Annotated in this window: 15 protein-coding genes, 1 tRNA gene and 1 pseudogene; 7 read left to right on the top strand and 10 right to left on the bottom strand. The window is 55.2% G+C overall.

The genetic code is table 11. From position 1 onward, the window contains the following. A pseudogene (locus tag ACRC1E_RS01455) lies at positions 1 to 206 on the bottom strand (hypothetical protein); the annotation flags it as partial. A gap of 35 nt (positions 207 to 241) precedes the next feature. Then, complete coding sequence (locus ACRC1E_RS01450) at positions 242 to 406, bottom strand: rubredoxin (RefSeq protein ID WP_438513331.1); 165 nt, start codon at positions 404 to 406, stop codon at positions 242 to 244. A gap of 67 nt (positions 407 to 473) precedes the next feature. Here ACRC1E_RS01450 and thiD point away from each other — a divergent pair, with 67 nt between their 5' ends. Then, positions 474 to 1,316, top strand: a complete 843-nt coding sequence (thiD, locus tag ACRC1E_RS01445) for a bifunctional hydroxymethylpyrimidine kinase/phosphomethylpyrimidine kinase (protein ID WP_438513330.1) — start codon at positions 474 to 476, stop codon at positions 1,314 to 1,316. Here the strand turns inward: thiD and waaA are convergent. The 5 genes from waaA to ACRC1E_RS01420 all read right to left on the bottom strand — a co-directional run bounded on the left by waaA (position 1,313) and on the right by ACRC1E_RS01420 (position 6,455). Beyond that, complete coding sequence (gene waaA, locus ACRC1E_RS01440) at positions 1,313 to 2,575, bottom strand: lipid IV(A) 3-deoxy-D-manno-octulosonic acid transferase (protein ID WP_438513329.1); 1,263 nt, start codon at positions 2,573 to 2,575, stop codon at positions 1,313 to 1,315. The two genes, thiD and waaA, sit on opposite strands and share 4 nt — an antisense overlap. After that, positions 2,572 to 3,528 (bottom strand): lipopolysaccharide heptosyltransferase I, encoded by a 957-nt coding sequence (gene waaC, locus ACRC1E_RS01435; protein WP_438513328.1) that lies wholly within the window; start codon positions 3,526 to 3,528, stop codon positions 2,572 to 2,574. Before waaC ends, waaA begins: the two co-directional genes overlap by 4 nt. 1,174 nt (positions 3,529 to 4,702) lie before the next feature. Continuing rightward, entirely contained in the window at positions 4,703 to 5,401 is a 699-nt protein-coding gene (gene ung, locus ACRC1E_RS01430) for a uracil-DNA glycosylase (RefSeq protein WP_438513327.1), read from the bottom strand. Positions 5,402 to 5,469: 68 nt separating this feature from the next. Further along, positions 5,470 to 5,796: a rhodanese-like domain-containing protein gene (locus ACRC1E_RS01425; protein WP_438513326.1), complete on the bottom strand. Its 327-nt coding sequence runs from the start codon at positions 5,794 to 5,796 to the stop codon at positions 5,470 to 5,472. Continuing rightward, positions 5,796 to 6,455, bottom strand: coding sequence for a protein-L-isoaspartate O-methyltransferase family protein (locus ACRC1E_RS01420; RefSeq protein ID WP_438513325.1), 660 nt, complete (start codon positions 6,453 to 6,455; stop codon positions 5,796 to 5,798). The genes ACRC1E_RS01425 and ACRC1E_RS01420 overlap by 1 nt, the downstream gene beginning before the upstream one ends. 221 nt (positions 6,456 to 6,676) lie before the next feature. Between ACRC1E_RS01420 and ACRC1E_RS01415 the strand changes: the two genes are divergently transcribed. The 5 genes from ACRC1E_RS01415 (at position 6,677) to ACRC1E_RS01395 (ending at position 10,039) form a co-directional block, all read left to right on the top strand. Further along, on the top strand, positions 6,677 to 8,650 hold the full coding sequence (locus tag ACRC1E_RS01415; RefSeq protein WP_438513324.1) for a peptidase U32 family protein: 1,974 nt from the start codon (positions 6,677 to 6,679) through the stop codon (positions 8,648 to 8,650). Between the two features lie 44 nt (positions 8,651 to 8,694). Next, on the top strand, positions 8,695 to 9,084 hold the full coding sequence (locus ACRC1E_RS01410) for a YkgJ family cysteine cluster protein (protein ID WP_438513323.1): 390 nt from the start codon (positions 8,695 to 8,697) through the stop codon (positions 9,082 to 9,084). Between the two features lie 106 nt (positions 9,085 to 9,190). Further along, positions 9,191 to 9,275: transfer RNA gene (locus ACRC1E_RS01405), tRNA-Leu, on the top strand. 98 nt (positions 9,276 to 9,373) lie between these two features. Next, complete coding sequence (locus tag ACRC1E_RS01400) at positions 9,374 to 9,694, top strand: VF530 family DNA-binding protein (protein WP_438513322.1); 321 nt, start codon at positions 9,374 to 9,376, stop codon at positions 9,692 to 9,694. Between the two features lie 12 nt (positions 9,695 to 9,706). Next, complete coding sequence (locus ACRC1E_RS01395; protein WP_438513321.1) at positions 9,707 to 10,039, top strand: nucleotide pyrophosphohydrolase; 333 nt, start codon at positions 9,707 to 9,709, stop codon at positions 10,037 to 10,039. Between the two features lie 3 nt (positions 10,040 to 10,042). Here ACRC1E_RS01395 and ACRC1E_RS01390 read toward each other — a convergent pair whose 3' ends face one another. Further along, complete coding sequence (locus tag ACRC1E_RS01390) at positions 10,043 to 11,257, bottom strand: HD-GYP domain-containing protein (protein ID WP_438513320.1); 1,215 nt, start codon at positions 11,255 to 11,257, stop codon at positions 10,043 to 10,045. Positions 11,258 to 11,677: 420 nt separating this feature from the next. Between ACRC1E_RS01390 and katG the strand changes: the two genes are divergently transcribed. Beyond that, complete coding sequence (katG, locus tag ACRC1E_RS01385; RefSeq protein ID WP_438513319.1) at positions 11,678 to 13,909, top strand: catalase/peroxidase HPI; 2,232 nt, start codon at positions 11,678 to 11,680, stop codon at positions 13,907 to 13,909. A gap of 148 nt (positions 13,910 to 14,057) precedes the next feature. On the opposite strand, the gene ACRC1E_RS01380 is transcribed toward katG, so the two are convergent. Together ACRC1E_RS01380 and ACRC1E_RS01375 are read right to left on the bottom strand one after the other, a co-directional pair. Then, positions 14,058 to 14,513, bottom strand: a complete 456-nt coding sequence (locus ACRC1E_RS01380) for a YaiI/YqxD family protein (protein ID WP_438513318.1) — start codon at positions 14,511 to 14,513, stop codon at positions 14,058 to 14,060. A 76-nt stretch (positions 14,514 to 14,589) separates the two neighbouring features. After that, positions 14,590 to 18,759 carry a DEAD/DEAH box helicase gene (locus ACRC1E_RS01375; protein WP_438513317.1) on the bottom strand — a complete coding sequence of 1,390 codons (4,170 nt, stop codon included), beginning with the start codon at positions 18,757 to 18,759 and terminating at the stop codon, positions 14,590 to 14,592. Between the last annotated feature and the right edge of the window lie 333 nt (positions 18,760 to 19,092).

The raw sequence follows: 19,092 nt of genomic DNA, 5'->3' as shown, positions 1-19,092 counted from the left end.
GTATTCAATGTACGGCTACTTCTGGCCTTGGCCAGCGTTTGCTGATAGGCCTGAGCCGAGCCTGAGTTCACTTCGGAGGAAGACACCAGCAGCAATTGTTTACGGTTAGCGCCAATAACGCCGCCCGTGGTGGTGCTCTGGCATGCACTGAGCAGCACCGTTGCCGCCAGCATGGCTGCCAGCGCTTTACCTGAAAAATTCCACATGTTTGCGCCTGCTCCTGTCTTATCTAAAACCTGCTTCAGATTTCTACCATATCAAAATCATCCTTGCGGGCGCCGCAATCCGGACAGGTCCAGTTCATCGGTACATCCTGCCAGCGGGTTCCGGCCGCAATACCATCTTCAGGGCGGCCGGCTTCTTCTTCGTACATGAAACCACAGATCAGACACATCCAAGTTTGCATGATTTTTTTCCTTGATATTCAGTTAAAATGACTATTGTAAGTCCAGCCATGCAAATGAGGTAAAACCTTGGATACCCCACGCCCGATTCCGCCCATCGTCATGACCATTTCTGCGTCGGATCCATCCGGTGGCGCTGGCATTCAGGCAAGCATGCTAACGCTTGCCAGTCTGGGTTGCCATCCCTTGTCGGTCATCACCGCAGTCACGGTGCGTGACAGCTGTTCCATGGAGAGTGCCCTGATCATGGAGCCGGAATGGCTGGCCGATCAGGCGCGCATGCTGCTGGAAGACATGCCGGTTGCCGCTTTTTGCGTAGGCATGACCGGTAGCGTGGAAAACATAGCCGTCATCACCGAACTGGTATCCGACTACCCGGACATTCCGTTGATACTCGACCCGGTCCTGAGCGGCACCACCGACGAATATGCAAATCAGGATCTGATCGATGCACTACGCGAACTGCTGATTCCGCAAGCTACCCTGATCACGCCCAATCTACACGAAGCCAGACGCTTGGCCATCAACGATCCGGACGACGACGAAGACCCGGATGGTGACGAATGCGCACGCCGCTTGGCAGCACTGGGCTGTGAATATGTGCTGCTCAGTGGTTCGCATGACAGTAGCAGTGATATTTGCAATGTACTGTACGGGCAAGAAGGGGAAATCCGGCGCGACCGCTGGCAGCGGCTGCCGGGCAGTTATCACGGCGCAGGCAGCACGCTAGCTGCGGCGATTGCCGGCATGCTGGCCGGAGGTGCCAAGTTGCCGGAAGCAGTACGCGAGGCGCAGGAATACACTTGGCAGTCCTTACGCTATGCCTTTCGCCCAGGCATGGGCTTGCTGATTCCGGACCGTCTGTTCTGGGCCAGCGGCGAAACAGAAGAAGACGACACCGGAGAGCGCTAAACGCTTAAGCCCGGTGTTTGCTGGCGGATGTAGTTGATAATGCGCTGGCTGGCGCCTTGATGGGTACGGGTAAATGCCAATGCGGCATCCCGCATCGCTGCACGTTGTGAGGTATTCTTCAACAGCGCCGTTGCGACTGATACAAATTCGTCGGCATCAACCAGCTGCAAGGCGGCACCGCAGGCCAGTGCCTGATCGCTGGCCTCGGCAAAATTAAACATGGACGGGCCGAATAATACCGGCACGCCGATGCTGGCAGGCTCGATCAAATTCTGCCCCCCCAGCGGCAGCAGGCTGCCTCCGACAAAAGCAAGCTCTGCCAGAGCGTAATAGGCAAATAACTCGCCCATCGAGTCCCCCAGCCAGATCTGGGTCGCCTGATCTACTACATCGCCTTCACTACGCCTTTGTACCCTGAAGCCCAAAGCCTGCGCACTGGCGTAAACCATGTCAAAACGCTCGGGATGGCGCGGCACAATGACCAACAAGGTGTCGTCCGGCTTACGCTTGGCCCAAGCCTCGAGTATCAGGGACTCTTCCCCGTCACGGGTACTGCCACACACGACAACCTGGCGCGCGCCTATCCGCAAGCGGAATTCCGCCCCCAAAGCCAGCTTTTCATCCGGGGGCGTGAAATCAAACTTGGTATTGCCGCATACACAGACAGCCTGCGCGCCTAGCTGTTCCAAACGCTGCGCATCTTCGCGGGTTTGCGCCGCAATACCCCTGAGCTGAGCCAAGGCCGGGCGAATCAGGCCTGCAATACGCAAATAGCCTTTAAGCGATTTTTCCGACAAGCGGGCATTGGCCAGAAATAGCGGAATGCTGCGTTCGTAACAGCCATGGATCAGATTGGGCCAGATCTCGGTTTCCATCAATATGCCGAGTCGAGGCTGATAGGTATCCAGAAAACGCTGGATACCTTCTTTGCTGTCATAAGGCAGATAGCGCACTTCAGCATCTGGATACAGTTCCAGCGCCGTTGCCCGCCCGGTAGGTGTCATCTGTGTCAGCAACAAGGGTACACGCGGCCATGTCTGACGTAGAGCCTGCACTAGCGGCAGCGCAGCGCGCGTCTCGCCGACAGAAACCGCATGAATCCAGATAGGGGCCTGTTGTACTACGCTCAGGTTTTCGGCAAAGCGTTCGTCCCAGTGTTCGAGATAGGCGGGAGACTGCTTGCCGCGACGACGCAGATAACGCTTGATCAGCGGCGCGAGTCCTATCCACAACCAGGAATAGGCTCTGCGCCAACTCATATTCGGCTCCATATCGCCTGCAGGGCAGACTGAACCTCATTCGGGGAAGGACAGATACCAATATTACCCAGATTATGGGCATACGGTGTTTCCACCACGCCGGTCAGCGCCGGGTCGGTATCGGTATAAATAGCCACTAAGGGCACATCGACAGCATTAGCCAGATGGCTCAGACCGGTATCGACGCCGATAACAGCCCGGGCATGCCCAAGCAGTCCGGCGGCTTCACGCAGCCGTAAACGCGGTGCGGGTATGGCCCCCGATATCGCTCCCGCCAGACGCTTAGCCCGCTCATGTTCGCGCTCATTACCCCATGGCAATACGCTGCATATCCCCAGCGTATTCAACCACTGCCCCAACGCAATCCAGTGGTTTTCCGGCCATTCCTTTGAGTCCCGACTGGTGGCATGCAATAACACCGCATAGTCGTCGGTAAGCAGCCAGTCAGGCCGTTGTCCCTTGCCGATACCAAAACAGGGCGCACCCGTGGACTGGTAACCAAAAGCACGGGCAAACAATTGCCGGTTGCGCTCAATGGCTGACAAATTGCGGCTTACCGTAATTTTTTTGTCGTAAAACAGGCTGGCCAAAGGCTCGCGAATACTGGTTTTGTCATATCCCGCCAGCGTTCCTCCTGCCCAACTGGCTGGAATGGCACTTTTCACCAATCCCTGACTATCGAGCACACAATCCCAAGCAGTGCCGCGCAAGCGTGTACGCAAAGCACCAATTTCGAACCAGGTGGCCTTAGACAGCAGGGATTTGCGCCAACGCCGCCAGGCAATAGGAATCACATCGGAAATACCGGGATGCAAACCCGCGATATCACAGAAATTCTCCTCTGCCATCCAGGAAAGTCGCAAGTTGGGGTAGTGCGCCAGAAGATCGGTAATGGCCGGCCAAGTGTGAATAAGGTCGCCCATCGACGAAGTTCGCACAATCAGCACGTTCATCATGAACGGCATTGTACGAGGGGAGCTGTAGTTAACCAAGCAAAATAGGGGAGAAGGAATGTGCATAAGCTGCTGTGGAAAACTTGGATCTAACTTATCCACAATTAACAAGCCATCAAACAGCTCAAGCTATCCAAAGCTAATTCACAGGTGAAATGCTTGGTTTTGCTAAAAAAAATGCAGTTATCCACAGATTTTGTCAGCTTCATCAGTATCATCAGTTTTTAAAAGAATAATAATTGAAACAATGAAGAATGACCCAAACCAAGAATGCACAAACAAATGTTAAGCAATAAACCTAAGCTGTTGATAACTTGGCATAGTGACAGAGTGTAAAAACTATCCACATCCTTTACCTACCAGAATCTGCGTTAGCAAACAGGATATAAAACAAGCTAAGATGCTGTTTTATATAGCCATAACAGACTTATCAACAGCTGCAGGTGCCCTTCATCAAGCATCATCAGGTTTTATATAAATAAATAAAGAATAAAGATTGAAATGCGCACAAGGTCAGACAGAAACAAAAAACAAAACCAAAAACGTATGCAGTAAATCGAAATAAAAAGAGGATGGCTTTCGAAACAAAGCAGGCACTGGCTATAGGACATTAGTGATAGTTTTCGTCTATCTAGCCATTTTTACTCACAACTCAAGGTGATGAAAGTTGATATATTACATTTCAAATTTTATAGAACATGATTAAAATCAGCGGCTTAGCTGAATGCTTCAATGCATGCCGATCCCGAGTGCTGCCAAAAATGGAGAGCTGAAATCGCCCTTGCTGTCCGCTAGAGCATCAACGCAACACAAGATCTGGCTTTGCCGGGCACTGGACAGGATATTTTGAGATGACATGCCAAATTGGCGCGTGTCTTGTGGGCAACACTGAGGAAATAGGACTAAGAGCTGGATAAAACCTTGGTTTGTTGCCGTCAAGCAGGCAGACATGATGTACTTATCCACAACAGGCTTAACGCAACAGAAAAAGCAGCCGTAACAATGGCCGTAAATGGCATTCAAGATAAATGGACAGTATGGAGCGGTATCAGGAAGAGCTTGCTTCAGGCTAGGGGATTGAGGGCATCAGGCTACAAAGCGGCTGACGCCCCCTTTATGGCCATTTAGCGATGGTAAATGGACTTGAATGGGCCGTGCTTGTCGTTGATCCGCTTCAAGTGCGCTGCCAATTTATTGGTGGATAGCCGTTTCTCTGTAACCAGGCATTGCTCTGAGAAAAATGGCGGCAGCCAAAAAAGCCTCGGTAGGCCGACAAAGGCGAGGGGTGGGCCGCACACAGGATGGCATGACGTTGGCTATTGATGCGTGCAGCCTTGCTCTGTGCCCACTTTCCCCATAGTAAAAAAATACAACCGGGATTTTCTTGGTTGACCGTATCGATCAGCGCATCACAAATAGTTTGCCAGCCTAGCTTGCCATGACTACCGGCCTTATCGGCGGCAACAGTCAACACACTATTCAGTAGCAGCACGCCTTGTGCAGCCCAAGCGGAAAGGTTGCCAGATAGCGGGATAGGAAGACCAAGATCACTGGCTAACTCTTTATCAATATTGCGCAGACTGGGCGGAATACGTACCCCTGCAGGTACGGAAAAGCTTAGTCCCATTGCTTCGCCTGCCCCGTGATAAGGATCTTGCCCCAATATGACAACCCGTATTTGCTCTGGAGGCAGGTTCAGTGCCGCAAAGATGGATGCCCGTGGCGGGTAAATGGTTTCTCCAGCCTGTACGTAGCGGCTTAGTGCTTGGTCAATGTCTTGCAACTGATGCGCTATATCGGGACGGTTAAGCGTGGCCAGCCATGCAGGATGAACCCGGGCGAGGGCGGTATCGAGATAATTCAGGGTCGACATGTGTTGAACCATAGAAAAGGGCCGCAAAAAGCGGCCCGATAAATTTGTAAAACGTAAGTATTAGCTACTTAATAGCGTGCCATTTGGGTATCAATATTACTCGCCCAAGCTTCTACGCCGCCAGCAAGACTCTGCACTTGTTCGAATCCGGCATTTTCCAGATACAAAGCTACTTGATAGCTGCGTACGCCATGATGGCAGATCGTGACGATAGGTATATCGTCCGGCAATTCATTCATGCGTAGCGGAATCAGATGCATGGGAATATTGCTGGAGTCGGCAAGGCAGGCAATTTCAACTTCCCATGGCTCACGCACATCCAGTAGAAACGGAGCTTGGCGCTGCGTATCTGCCAGCCAGACTGCCAGTTCGGCTACACGGATCTCGCTTATCATCAGAAAGCAAAACGCTCGGGTTCTACGGCTTCTGCCTTATCCAGGCGGGCAATACAGGTATCGAACATTTCTACGCTGCTGAAGTCGTTGTCGGCAATACGCGTAACCAGTAGGGCACGCATGACCGGAAGATCACCTGCAACAATCATCATGCGCCCGCCGATAGCCAGTTGCTGCTTCAATTGTTCGGGAACGATGGGTAGTGATCCGCCAACAAAAATAACATCATAAGGTGCTTGCGCTAATAAGCCGCTGACACCGTTACCTTCAAGCAGGGTGATATTCTGGATATGGGCTTTTTTAAGATTACCGGCTGCACGCTCTAGCTGCTTGGCGTCAATGTCTACGCTGTAAACATGTTGAGCCAGCTTGGCGAGCAGGGCTGTCACGTAGCCGGAACCGGTGCCAATTTCCAGCACCTTGTCTTTGGCTTGTACATTCAGATCCTGCACCATACGTGCTTCAATCTTGGGTTGCAGCATAAGGCTGCCATTGGGCAGGGGGAGCTCTTTATCGGTGAAGGCCAGAGTCCGTAGTTCTTCACTGACAAAATCTTCACGTTTCACGTGAAACATCAAGTCCAGAATATCGGTATCGAGCACATCCCACGGACGGATCTGCTGCTCTATCATATTGAATCTTGCTTGTTCGAAATCCATGTTCAACCCCATGCGCATTTCATAATAATAAGCGCAGAGTATCGCATATTTGGATGCAATTTACAGCCTCGCTTGCTTGGCATAAATGAATGGTGATTGTTGTCTGGTTTGTATATTTCCTATGCTTGTCAGGCAAGTGTGTTTCTCCAAGTACCTGATTCCGCTATACTTCCGCCCCTCGCGTATTCGCGCCCCATAAATTTTGCCTCAAGGATGTTGCAATGAGTCTGCTATCGCACCAGCTGGAGTTGTTGTCTCCTGCCAAAACTGCCGAGATTGGCCGGGAGGCTATCCTGCATGGCGCTGATGCGGTGTATATCGGCGGACCAAGTTTCGGGGCACGGCATAACGCCGGCAATAGCGTGGCTGAAATTGCGACACTGGTGCAATTTGCCCATCGTTACCATGCGCGTATCTTCGTTACACTCAACACCATTCTGCATGAGGCCGAGCTGGAGCCTGCCCGTGTTCTGATTCATCAGCTGTACGATGCCGGGGTCGATGCGCTGATCGTGCAGGATATGGGTATTCTGGAAATGGCGTTGCCGCCCATCCAGCTACATGCTTCTACCCAGTGTGATATCCGTAGCATTGAAAAAGCCAGTTTTCTATCTGATAGCGGGTTTTCACAGCTGGTGTTGGCACGTGAGTTGACCATTCCGCAAATTCGCCAGATTTCTGCGGCAGTCGGAGATGGGGCTGCCATCGAGTACTTTATCCATGGTGCTTTATGTGTTGCCTATTCCGGCCAGTGCTATATCAGCCATGCCGATACCGGCCGTAGCGCCAACCGTGGTGATTGCTCACAGTCCTGTCGTTTGCCTTACACCCTGACGGATAGCCAGGGCGGGGTGGTGGCTTTCGACAAGCATTTATTGTCAATGAAAGACAATAACCAGACTGCCAATCTGGACGCGCTGGTCGATGCCGGTGTGCGTTCATTCAAGATTGAAGGGCGCTACAAGGATGTGTCCTACGTCAAGAACATCACCGCACATTACCGACTATTACTGGATGAAATTATCGAGCGCCATCCTGAGTTGGCGCGCGCCTCCAGTGGTGACAGTGAAATATTCTTTGTACCTGACCCTGACAAGACATTTCATCGTGGCGCAACGGATTACTTTGCCACCGGACGCAAAATAGATATTGGTGCTTTTGATTCGCCCAAGTTTGTCGGTCTCGGCTTGGGGGTGGTGACCAAGGTGGGGCAGGACTGGTTCGAGCTGGAAACACAAGAACTGCTCGCTAATGGTGACGGCCTGAATTTCATGCAAAAACGTGAAGTGGTTGGTTTTCACGCTAATACCGTAAAAAAAACCGGGCGCGGTACTGAAGGCGAGCTTTGGAAGGTGGAGCCGCATGATGTGTCGCTACTTGCCGGCTTGAAGCCGGGTACCGATATTTGCCGTAACCGCGACCATGCCTGGGAGCTGGCGCTGCTGAAAAAATCGGCCGAACGCAGGGTTGGTGTCTGGATCAGTCTGAGCGACAACGATAAAGGTTTGCAGTTGTCGCTGACCGATAGCGATGGTGTTCAGGTATCTGTAGCGGCAGAAATGGCGCTGGAGCCGGCCAAGGATGCTGCACGGGCCGAAGCCGGCCTGCGCGACAATCTGGGCAAACTGGGTAATACCATGTTCTGTGCTCACGATATCGCCTTGAACTTACGCCAGCCTTGGTTTGTGCCGGCCTCTGCCATTAATGCTTTGCGCCGTGAAGCCATTGCCCGCCTGGAAGAGGCGCGCATCAATGCGTGGCCGCGGCAGCTGCGCAAAGAAGCGGTCGTACCGCCGGTTGCCTATCCGGAGCCTACGCTCAGTTATCTGGCCAATGTCTACAATCCACTGGCGTGGCAGTTCTATCGCAAGCACGGGGTAGAGGTGATGGAAATGGCTTACGAGGCGCACCAGGAAGAGGGTGAAGTCAGCCTGATGATTACCAAGCATTGCCTGCGTTACAGTTTTAACTTATGCCCCAAGCAAGCCAAGGGGGTGAAGGGTGTCATGGGGCAGGTGCGGGCCGAGCCGATGACGCTCAAGTCGGGGAGCGAAACCTATACCCTAACTTTCGATTGCCGCCCGTGCGAGATGCATGTGATGGGTAAGATGAAAAAGCATGTACTGAAGACGCCGCCACCATCCGATGTGCCCGTGACAATTCCGCTGACTTTTTACCGTCAGCGGCCACAATAAAGTGTTTCACGTGAAACGCAGTTATTTTGATACAGGGAAAATTTGTGAGTGCTGATGTAAACCAGACGGATACCTGGGCCAAATACAAGCAGGGAATGTGCGATAGCTGTATGGGGAGTTGCTGCTCGATGCCGGTAGAGGTGCGTTTGCCCGATCTGGTACGCATGGGCGTGATTGACGAGTTCGAAATGGAAGAACCGATCAAATCGCTGGCAAAAAATCTGCAAAAGCAAAAGGTGATCGAGCACTTCAACTTCAAGCACAGCCTGTTTACGCTATCACGCCGTGCCAATGGAGACTGCAGCTATCTGGATCAGAAAACCCGTTTGTGCACGATTTACGAGCTTCGCCCCAATACCTGCCGCAAGCATCCGCAGGTCGGACCGCGGCCCGGGTTTTGTGCCTATACCAAAAAAATCACGTTTCGGAACTAAATGCAGAGAAAACTGTGATTTCAGCAGGGTGAATGGCTGAAATTCTGTACGGAAATGTGATAAAGTCACGTCCTGATCGCTGCGACAAGCAGCTCATGCCTGTTTGGCCCCGGTGGTGAAATTGGTAGACACAAGGGACTTAAAATCCCTCGGCTTCGGCTGTGCCGGTTCGACCCCGGCCCGGGGCACCATTCAGTTGCATGAAAAAGAAAAGCGCCGCAAGGCGCTTTTTGTTTTATGGCAAGGCTGATGCCTATGCTACATCTTTATACCCTACGGAAAGCCTGTTATGACATCGACCCAACCTGATAATCCTATGCATGGCATTACGCTGGAAGCGATGCTGGTTGAGCTGGTTGAGTGTTATGGCTGGGAAGATCTTGGTAAGCGCATCAAGATCCGTTGCTTTACCTTTCAGCCCAGTATCAAGACCAGCCTGATTTTTCTGCGCCGCACACCTTGGGCGCGCACCAAAGTCGAAGCCCTGTTTACCAATATGAAGGCCAAGCAGGCAAGAGCATTGGCTCCTCGCCCGGCAAGCAAGCCGGCTGTGGCGCCTGTTGCCGATACAACAGACACGCGTCCGCGTTTGTTTTCGCGCAAGTCCTGAGCGGGATAGAGCATGGCTTCGGAAAAGTTGCTGGATGTGGATCCGCTATTGGAAAGGCTGCAACAGTTTGCCGATGCGCGTGACTGGCAGCGTTTTCATACGCCAAAAAATCTGGTGTTGGCCCTCACGGGGGAAGTTGGCGAGTTGGCTGAAATTTTCCAGTGGAAGACGGATGCCGAAGCTGTCGCCCTTCATCAGAATCCGGCAGAATTCGAGCATTTAGGTGAAGAAATAGCCGATGTGCTGCTGTATCTGGTACGCCTGGCACAGGTAAGCGGCATTGATCTTGAGCATGCTGTCGCTGACAAGCTGCTCAAGAATGCGAAAAAATATCCTGCGGCCTGAACATTACAGAAAACGTAGCGGATCCAATCCCCACTTCTGTGGGGACTCGTGACGCATGATACGATCGCTCCCCCCTTGCGTCATGCCGCGCGACAGGTCCACAATTTCGGGCCGGATATGCACATTACTCTTGGTGCTGAAGAATACCTTGACCTTGGGAGCGGCCAAGCTGGTATCGTTTTGTTCGATGACGACAGCAAGGCGGCCGCTTTTCAGTAGTACTAGTGTGCCTACCGGATAGATGCCGATACAGCGCATAAAAGCCTGTACCAGTTTGGGATTGAAATGAAACTTCGACCACTCGTATATTTTTCTGAGTGCGTCGGTAGGCGGCATTCCTTTATGGTAACAACGGTCTGATGTCAGTGCATCGTAGACATCGACAATCGCGGCCATCTGTCCCAATTCCGAAATCTCTGCTCCCTTGAGTCCTGCCGGATAGCCGCTGCCATCGTGGCGCTCGTGGTGCTGCGAAGCCACTAAAATGGACAATTCGGAGATGCCGTGGGTGGCCTGCAGGATTTGCTCACTCTCGACGACATGGCATTTGATGATACCGAATTCGTCCTCGGTCAGTTTGCCCGGCTTGTTGAGGATGGCATCCGGGATCTTCATTTTGCCGATATCGTGCAACATGCCACCAATACCGGCCAGATGGATGGTCTGTTTGTCCATCCCCATGGCGTTACAAAAACTGACCATGAGCGCACCGACGCTGACCGAATGGCGGAAGGTGTAATCGTCTTTATTCTTGATCCGGCACAGTGAGAGTAGAGCGCCATTATTGCGCAGGATGGATTGCGTCATGCGCGCGACAGCCGGTTCCATTTTTTCCAGCTCAACCTGCTGTCCCAGCCGGACATCCTGCATGATATCGAAGATCAGCTGGTTGGCTTGCTCGTGAATGAGGCGGGCCTGACCCAGTTCTTCACCCGCTTCGACGGCTCTGGGCAAGGGCTGCTCTTGCTCGGCAAAAGCAATGATTTCGCTTTCCAGTTGCTTTTTGACTTCATTGACGGTGGGGGCATGCGAAACATCCAGACCCTTGCTGGTGTCTATGTAGACTTCATGGATACCGCTGGCGCTTATTTTTTCTATTTCCAGCGTCTTGCCTACCTGAAAACGCTTGGTCAGAAAAGGATGCGCCATCCAGTCGCAGTTGAGATCATGGATGTACATGCCCACTTTGAGGTCTGCCACGTTGATGCACTTGATCATGCTGATACTGCCTTGCGTAGAAAACCGGAGATGAATTTCGCAGGATACTACTCGGTATAATTTACGCTATCAAATTGATATTTGATTTTATATTTTAATAATGGCCTACCTGATGCAGACGGATAATCGCTTCACCTGTTTATGTCATAAAAATGCCGCTTAGCGTGTAGCTATTCATTATGAAATGAAAACCATTCAGCGCTATATGCCAAGAGGGATATAGCGCTATTTTGTATGCTTTGGTACGGCCTTGGATTGGGGGGCTTTCCCGATAGTGATAAGCATTTGGATAAAAAATGCCGAAGAGCGATCATGCGCCTTGGGAAAAATAACGCTGCGCTAGCTATATAGATTGAGTCGGAAGTTTGACGGATGGGCTAACAGGAAAAGCATGATGGGCCGACCTGACATCATCAATGGATGTGTTATCTGAATCCCACTTCGCCATCGATTGCCAACCAAGTTGCAAAAGGGCCAGACGTGATGCCAGCAAACAATCAAAATTCTGCAGGAAAATGCCCCGTGTTGCACGGCGCCAATACATTGACGGGCAGTTCGAATATGGACTGGTGGCCGAAGGCGCTGAATCTGGACATCCTGCACCAGCACGACGCCAAGACCGATCCGCTAGGTCCGGATTTCGACTACCGTGAGGAACTCAAAAAGCTCGACGTCGCCGCGCTGAAGCAGGACCTGACTGTGCTCATGACCGATAGTCAGGATTGGTGGCCGGCGGACTGGGGGCATTATGGCGGCCTGATGATACGCATGGCCTGGCATGCGGCCGGTACCTACCGCATTGCCGACGGCCGCGGCGGTGCCGGGCGCGGTAGTCAGCGTTTTGCACCGATCAACTCGTGGCCCGACAACACCAATCTGGATAAGGCGCGGCGTCTGCTGTGGCCGATCAAAAAGAAATACGGCAACAAGATCAGCTGGGCCGACCTGATCATTCTCGCCGGCAATGTGGCTTACGAGTCTATGGGATTGAAGACTTTCGGTTTTGGCTTCGGTCGCGAAGACATCTGGCATCCGGAGAAGGATGTCTACTGGGGCTCCGAAAAGGAATGGCTGGGTGCCAGCCGCTACGAAGGCGACAAGCGCGACTCGCTGGTGAATCCGCTGGCTGCCGTGCAGATGGGGCTGATCTACGTGAATCCGGAAGGGGTTGGTGGCCAGCCGGATCCGCTTCGAACGGCACAGGATGTCAGGGTGACGTTTGGGCGCATGGCCATGAACGACGAGGAGACGGTTGCCCTGACCGCTGGCGGCCACACGGTGGGCAAGTGTCACGGCAACGGGGATGCCAAGCGGCTCGGCCCTGCTCCCGAAGGTGGCGGGCTCGAGGATCAGGGGCTGGGCTGGCTCAACAAGACGACGCGAGGCCTCGGCCATGACGCCGTCACCAGCGGCCTGGAAGGCGCGTGGACCACCCACCCCACCCAGTGGGACAACGGCTACTTCCAGCTGCTACTGGGTTATGACTGGGAGCTCAAGAAGAGCCCGGCCGGTGCCTGGCAGTGGGAGCCGGTCGATATCAGGGAAGAAGACAAGCCTGTCGATGCCGAAGATCCGTCTATCCGTCACAACCCGATCATGACTGACGCCGACATGGCCATGAAGATGGATCCGGACTATCGGAAAATATTGGAGCATTTTTATAAGGACCCGGCCTACTTCTCGGAGACTTTCGCGCGAGCCTGGTTCAAGTTGACCCACCGCGACATGGGGCCGAAAGCGCGCTATATGGGCCCAGAGGTGCCCAAGGAAGACCTGGTCTGGCAGGACCCTGTGCCTGCCGGGCGCAGCGACTACGACGTTTCCGCCGTTAAGGCCAGGATTGCCGCCAGCGGACTGACTATCGCCGAGATGGTCTGCACGGCTTGGGACAGTGCCCGAACCTTCCGCAGTTCGGACAAGCGCGGCGGTGCCAACGGTGCACGTATCCGGCTCGCTCCGCAGAAAGACTGGGTAGGCAATGAGCCCGCGCGGCTGGCCAGCGTGCTGGCTGTGTTGGAGGCCATTGCTGCCGATACCGGGGCCAGCGTGGCCGATGTGATTGTACTGGCCGGCAATGTCGGCATCGAACAGGGTGCCAAGGCCGCGGGTTTCGATATCGAGGTTCCGTTTAAGCCGGGGCGGGGGGATGCCTGTGCCGCGATGACCGATGCCCATTCCTTTGAGGTGCTGGAGCCGGAGCATGACGGATATCGCAACTGGCTCAAGAAAGACGATTCCGTCAGCGCGGAGGAGTTATTGCTCGACCGCACCCAACTGATGGGATTGACTGCGCCCGAAATGACGGTGCTGATTGGGGGTATGCGTGTTCTGGGCGCGAACTATGGCGGAGCGAGCCATGGCGTATTTACCGATAGGGTGGGTGCGCTGACAAACGACTTCTTCGTTAATCTGACGGATATGGGGAATAGCTGGCATCCGGTGGCTAACAACTTGTTTGAGCTGCGCAACCGCACGAGCGGAGCCGTCAAATGGACTGCGACCCGGGTTGATCTGGTATTCGGCTCAAACTCGATTCTGCATGCGTATGCCGAGGTTTATGCGCAGGATGACAACAAGCAGAAGTTCGTTCAGGACTTTGTCTTGGCCTGGATAAAGGTCATGGACGCAGACCGGTTTGATCTGCAGGCATGATCGTACTCCGGTAAAGCTTGCTTCGCAGCCAAGCCGCCCGTCTTGTCAGGGCTGCTTGTTTGGGTGCTGTTAAGCTTGCATCGCAGCCATCAGTGATGGCTTTAAATCCACTCCGCTACGGATGCCTTGCATTTGAAGGCATCCGTAGTCATTGGCGTGGCCGCTGGCGTGCCAGCCAGATATCGAGCTGGCGGGCAAAAGCCTGACGGTCGGCCTGACTAAGCGTGGCCGGCCCACCGCTCTGGATGCCGCTGGCGCGTAGCGTTTCCATAAAATCGCGCATGGTCAGCTGGGCGGCGATGGTTTCCGTTGAAAACGGCTCGCCACGCCAGTTAAGCGCCGCCGCACCCTTGGCCAATACTTCGGCCGCTAATGGAATATCACCGGTAATCACCAGGTCATCCGCAGCGACCCGACGCACAATTTCATTGTCTGCCACATCAAAGCCCTTCGGTACTTGCAGGGCGCGGATATGCGCTGACGGCGGTATGCTGAGTAGCTGATTGGCAATAAACGTGGTCTGCATGGCAGCACGATCGGCCGCACGGCACAAGACCTCGCGGATGACTTTGGGACAGGCGTCGGCATCAACCCAGATCGGCATGCGTACTCCGCTTCATTTTCTGTTTTCCTTGTGCCCGCGCCTGCTTATGCACGGGCGGTCGATTGTTCCGGTCGTTTCAGCCGCGTATCAGTGCCAGCAGGTCTTCACCGGATGGCACGATGGCGCCGCCACCTTCTTCCAGAATGCCGTCGGCCAGTGCCCGCTTGTCGTGGTGTAGCGCGATAATGCTTTGCTCCAGCGTCCCTTCGTTCACCAGACGGTAGACGGTTACCGGGCGCTGCTGGCCCATGCGGTGGGCACGGCCCATGGCCTGATCTTCGGCGGCTGGGTTCCACCACGGGTCGGCAATGATGACATAGTCGGCGGCCGTCAGGTTCAGGCCGAAGCCACCGGCCTTGAGGCTGATCAGGAATAGTTCGCCTTCGCCGGCCTGAAAGGCCGCTACGCGACGGTTGCGCTCTGCGACCGGGGTGGCGCCATCCAGATACTGGTAAGCGATGCCGGCGGCATCCAGCGGCTCGCGCAGCAAGGCCAGAAAGTCGACAAACTGGCTGAACACCAGCACCTTGTGGCGGTTGGCGACCAGCTCTTCAGCCAGTTCGGCAAAAGCCTGTACCTTGGCGCCAGAGAGGCCCAGTTGCGGGTTGACCAGACGCGGGTCGCAGGCGGCGCGGCGCAGTTTGGTCAGTTGCGCCAGCATATTCATTCGTGCTTGCCCTGCATTGCCGTCGGCCATGCCCTGTTCGGCCTCCTGAAGTGCCTGCCGGCGCAGGGATTCGTAGTGGGCAAGCTCGGCGGCATCAGGCTTGACGGCCAGCACCAGCTCGGTGCGTGGCGGCAATTCGTCCAGTACCTGCTGCTTGGTGCGGCGCAGGATAAAGGGTGAAATCAGGCGCCGCAGTGTGCGCTGGGCGTTGCGGTCGTTTTCGCGTTCTATCGGATTGGCAAAGCGTTCGCTAAAACGCTTGCTGCTGCCCAGCAAGCCCGGGTTGCAATAGCGCATGATGGCCCATAGCTCGGACAGGCGGTTTTCTATCGGAGTACCCGATAGCGCCAGCCTGAAACCGGCATCCAGTTGGAACACTGCCTGGCTGCGTTTGGTCTGGGCATTCTTGATGGCCTGCGCCTCGTCTACCACCAGCGTGTGCCATGTCCGTGCGGCAAAAGCGTCGCTGGCCTGCAGCAGCAGGGTATAGGACACCAGCAGGACATCACCGGCCTGTGCATCGGCGATCATGGCACTGCGTGCTGCTTCGTCGCCCTCGCTATAGACGCTGACATTCAGTGTCGGTGCAAAGCGCCGTGCTTCGGCCTGCCAGTTGCCGGTGAGCGAAGTCGGGGCGATCACCAGCGCCGGGCCTTCGCCGGCTCGCGCCAGTAGTACGGCCAGTGCCTGCAGGGTTTTACCCAGGCCCATATCATCGGCCAGACAAGCACCAAACCCCGAGGCCGCCAGCCGCATGATCCATTGGTAACCATCATGCTGGTAGTCGCGTAGTTCGGCTTGCAGGCTGGAAGGCAGGACCGGCATGCTGTCATTGACGGCACTCAAGCGTTGCAGGCGTTCTCTGAAGGCCTGATCGCTGTTTATCTCTATACCGGTCAGTGCATCATCCAGCCATGCTGCCGCCAGTTGCGGTACCCGGGCTTCACCCTTGTGGATATCGGCGACAGCAGACAGTTCGGCCAGACGGGTACGCAACTCCTGCGTCAGCGTCAGGTACTGGCCATCCCCCAGTGCAACAAAGCGGTTCTCGCCTTTGGCAAATTCGAGCAGGGTATTGAGCGACAACACCAGCTGCTCGTCTATTCGCGCTTCGCCCTGCAGCGCCAGCCAGTCGCGACCGCTGCTGATGCTGACCTTGAGTGCGGAGGGCTGCAGGGTGTTGACCCGTATTGCCTTGCCGCGTGGCCAGTCGATGCCGGCAATCGCTGTTGATTCCGGCAATAGGGCCAGCAAGGTGAGTGCATCGTCGGGCGAGGCGATTTCCCATTCCTGCGGTGATTTGCGCGGTAGCGGGTTCAGCATCTCGGCGATCGCCAATACGGCATCCAGCTGGGCATTTTCGGCTTTCAGGTCGCGGGTGGCGCTGAGTGCTTCACCGGCAATACGTGCAATCAGCTGGGTACGACCTATGCCCGGGATCAGCCGTGGGCCGGCTTCGCCCAGCGGTGCGGCCACCAGACGCAGGATCAGGCCATCGTCCTTGGGCGAGAGTTCGGCGCGCAAACGTGTCTCGGCAGTGGTTTCGCGTGCGGCATCGATCTGGTTGCCTGCCACCTGAAAGTGCGTAGCCAGGCCGGACAAGGCTTGCTGCAGTTCGTCACGCGCCTGTGCCGGCAGGCTCAGGCCTTTCCCAACCAGTTGGGCCGCACGCAGTTGTTCGGGGGTAAAGCGGATGACTTGGGCGCGACTGGGTGAATCGCGCACCACGGTAATCAGCCGCAGCGCCTCGCGCTCCTTTTCCTGTGCGGCGGTCAGATAGGGGTTGAGCAGGGTCGGTGCCGGACGCATCGCGGGTGTCACCTTGACCTTGAGCTCACCTGCGGCTTCTATCACTTCCAGTTGCGGCATGGCTTCGACCAGCTCGACATTTTGCCCCGGCGCATCGGCGAGCTCGACCATGGGGTGGCCGATCAGGGCCACGACGGCATTGGCCAGATCCAGATACAGGTTATTGCCGGCCGCCTTGCGAATGGCACGGGCGACACGCAGGTCTTCCGGCGGCAGCTTTTCATCCTTGGCCAGGCGTGACAGCGGTATGGCTTTGGATTTGCCCCAACCGCGCACGCCCTGTTTCTGTTCCAGCGCAGTGATGGATTTGACTTCGCCCGCATCGGATAGCGCTATTTGCCAGATCAGTCGCGTGCTGGTATCCGTTTCTGATACCGACGTGCTATTGCCTAGCGCGGCCAGTGCCGCCAGCGTGATACGCCAGCTTTCACTGCGCTGGGCGGCAAAAAAAGCACCTTCTACCGGCTGGTTCAAGCTTTGTGTCAGCGCTGCATTCAGTTGCTCTACCATCCACACAAGGCCACAGTCCTTGAGTAGCGCATGCACTAGCGGGATGGCTTCACTTTCTGCCTGGCTAAAGCTGACAAGGCGGCCTGGCTCCAGCAGCCAGACCCGCACCATGATTCGCCAGAAATCGGTCTCGTGAAAGTAAAAGTGCGAGCTTTGCAGCTGGAAGCTGTGGGCATTGCGCGGCAATTCACCCAGACGGATGCGGATGGCGTTGCATAACACGCCCCACAAGGTATCCGTGCCTGGGTTGCGGCTGCCGGCTTCGGTGGCGCAAAACTTGCGGGCCAACTCGAGATGCGCGGGTGTCTGTTGTGCCATCAAGGCTAAGGGATATAGCCAGGCCATGGTGTCGTGCATCAGCTGCTTGCGCCGGCCGCTATGCTTTTTCAGTTTGGCCAGCCCTGCTTCAAAACCCTGTTGGGCAGCAGCCCACTGCCCGCGTGTGGTGGCGACTGCGGCGCGGGCACAATCGACATAGCCGGGCCACGCCGGCTGGCTGGCGGTTTGTTCCGTGCCGACTAGCGCAATAATGTCTTCCACTTGCTGTGTCTGGCCGGACAGGATGGAATATTCGATCAGGGCCAGCGGCAGTGGGCCCGAGTGATGTCCCTGCTCCAGCAACTGGCGGGCAATATGCGGGATCTCGGCATAGCGGCCATCCCACGCCAGTTGCAGGCGGATGAGCGCGAGGGTGGCCATATGTGCCTGCAGTTGCGGGTGCAGGCGGACAAACAGCTCAGGATCGAAATCATCCAGAGCCGCATGTTGCAACAGTGTTTCCCAGTATTCGCTGCTGCGACACCAAGGCTCGAAGTGCTGCATCTGCTGCGGACTGGCACCGCTATGCAGCGCCAGACGCAATACACTGACGGCAATTTCTACACTCGAAAAATAAGGCGCCCAACGACGCAAGCCGGTTTCTTCCAGGTTATGCATTTCCAGCAGCGCCTGCTGCAAGTGGCTGGCGGGCGTACTGTCCAGCATATCGAGATAGGCCGCCGTCATGACCTCCACATCCAGCTGCCAGTAGTTGGCACGGTTGGGTATTTCTTCCACCCAGCCCTGATCACTCAGCAGCTTGAGTTCGCCAAGCAGTGTATTCATGTCGAAGCGCCGGCCATCGTCATCTTTCCAGCCCAGCTTGGCTAGCAAACTGACTAGCGTAGTGCGGGTACAGGGCTGCCAGTACAGTGCCAGTGCATGCAGCACGGTACGCGGGTTGTGAGGCTGCTGGGCAAGGGCTTCGGTTGGAATCGGCATGGTATCGGGGGCGGTTTTTATCGGGGCAAGGCAAGGATTCTAACTCAAGTGCGGCGCTTATCCGGTATGACTGAGGGCTTGCCGGCATGTTCGTGCCATCTACATCGCGGGTCCGCTTGTGCCATGATGATTTTTATCCATCCCACCGCAGCAAGAGGATCGTATGACTGAAACCAACGCCGCTATTCTTAAGTCCTGCAGCAAATGCGGCTCGCGTGCCGAGCTCGTCAAGGCCGGCTCCAGCCGTTTCTGGGTACAGTGCGTGAACTATGCCGGACAAGGCAATTGCACCGTGATAGGCGCTCAGGCCGACAATAAGAAAGAAGCGATTTA

Source organism: Craterilacuibacter sp., assembly GCF_051659485.1.
Lineage (GTDB): Bacteria > Pseudomonadota > Gammaproteobacteria > Burkholderiales > Chromobacteriaceae > Craterilacuibacter.
This window is presented reverse-complemented; position numbering and strand designations above follow the sequence as displayed.

Coding starts and splice junctions, on each gene's coding strand:
- ACRC1E_RS01450 (WP_438513331.1), bottom strand. CDS start 406: ATGCAAACTTGGATGTGTCTGATCTGTGGTTTCATGTACGAAGAAGAA.
- ACRC1E_RS01390 (WP_438513320.1), bottom strand. CDS start 11,257: ATGATCAAGTGCATCAACGTGGCAGACCTCAAAGTGGGCATGTACATC.
- waaC (WP_438513328.1), bottom strand. CDS start 3,528: ATGAACGTGCTGATTGTGCGAACTTCGTCGATGGGCGACCTTATTCAC.
- ACRC1E_RS01395 (WP_438513321.1), top strand. CDS start 9,707: ATGGCTTCGGAAAAGTTGCTGGATGTGGATCCGCTATTGGAAAGGCTG.
- ACRC1E_RS01415 (WP_438513324.1), top strand. CDS start 6,677: ATGAGTCTGCTATCGCACCAGCTGGAGTTGTTGTCTCCTGCCAAAACT.
- ung (WP_438513327.1), bottom strand. CDS start 5,401: ATGTCGACCCTGAATTATCTCGATACCGCCCTCGCCCGGGTTCATCCT.
- waaA (WP_438513329.1), bottom strand. CDS start 2,575: ATGAGTTGGCGCAGAGCCTATTCCTGGTTGTGGATAGGACTCGCGCCG.
- ACRC1E_RS01425 (WP_438513326.1), bottom strand. CDS start 5,796: ATGATAAGCGAGATCCGTGTAGCCGAACTGGCAGTCTGGCTGGCAGAT.
- ACRC1E_RS01400 (WP_438513322.1), top strand. CDS start 9,374: ATGACATCGACCCAACCTGATAATCCTATGCATGGCATTACGCTGGAA.
- katG (WP_438513319.1), top strand. CDS start 11,678: ATGTGTTATCTGAATCCCACTTCGCCATCGATTGCCAACCAAGTTGCA.
- ACRC1E_RS01420 (WP_438513325.1), bottom strand. CDS start 6,455: ATGGATTTCGAACAAGCAAGATTCAATATGATAGAGCAGCAGATCCGT.
- ACRC1E_RS01380 (WP_438513318.1), bottom strand. CDS start 14,513: ATGCCGATCTGGGTTGATGCCGACGCCTGTCCCAAAGTCATCCGCGAG.
- ACRC1E_RS01375 (WP_438513317.1), bottom strand. CDS start 18,759: ATGCCGATTCCAACCGAAGCCCTTGCCCAGCAGCCTCACAACCCGCGT.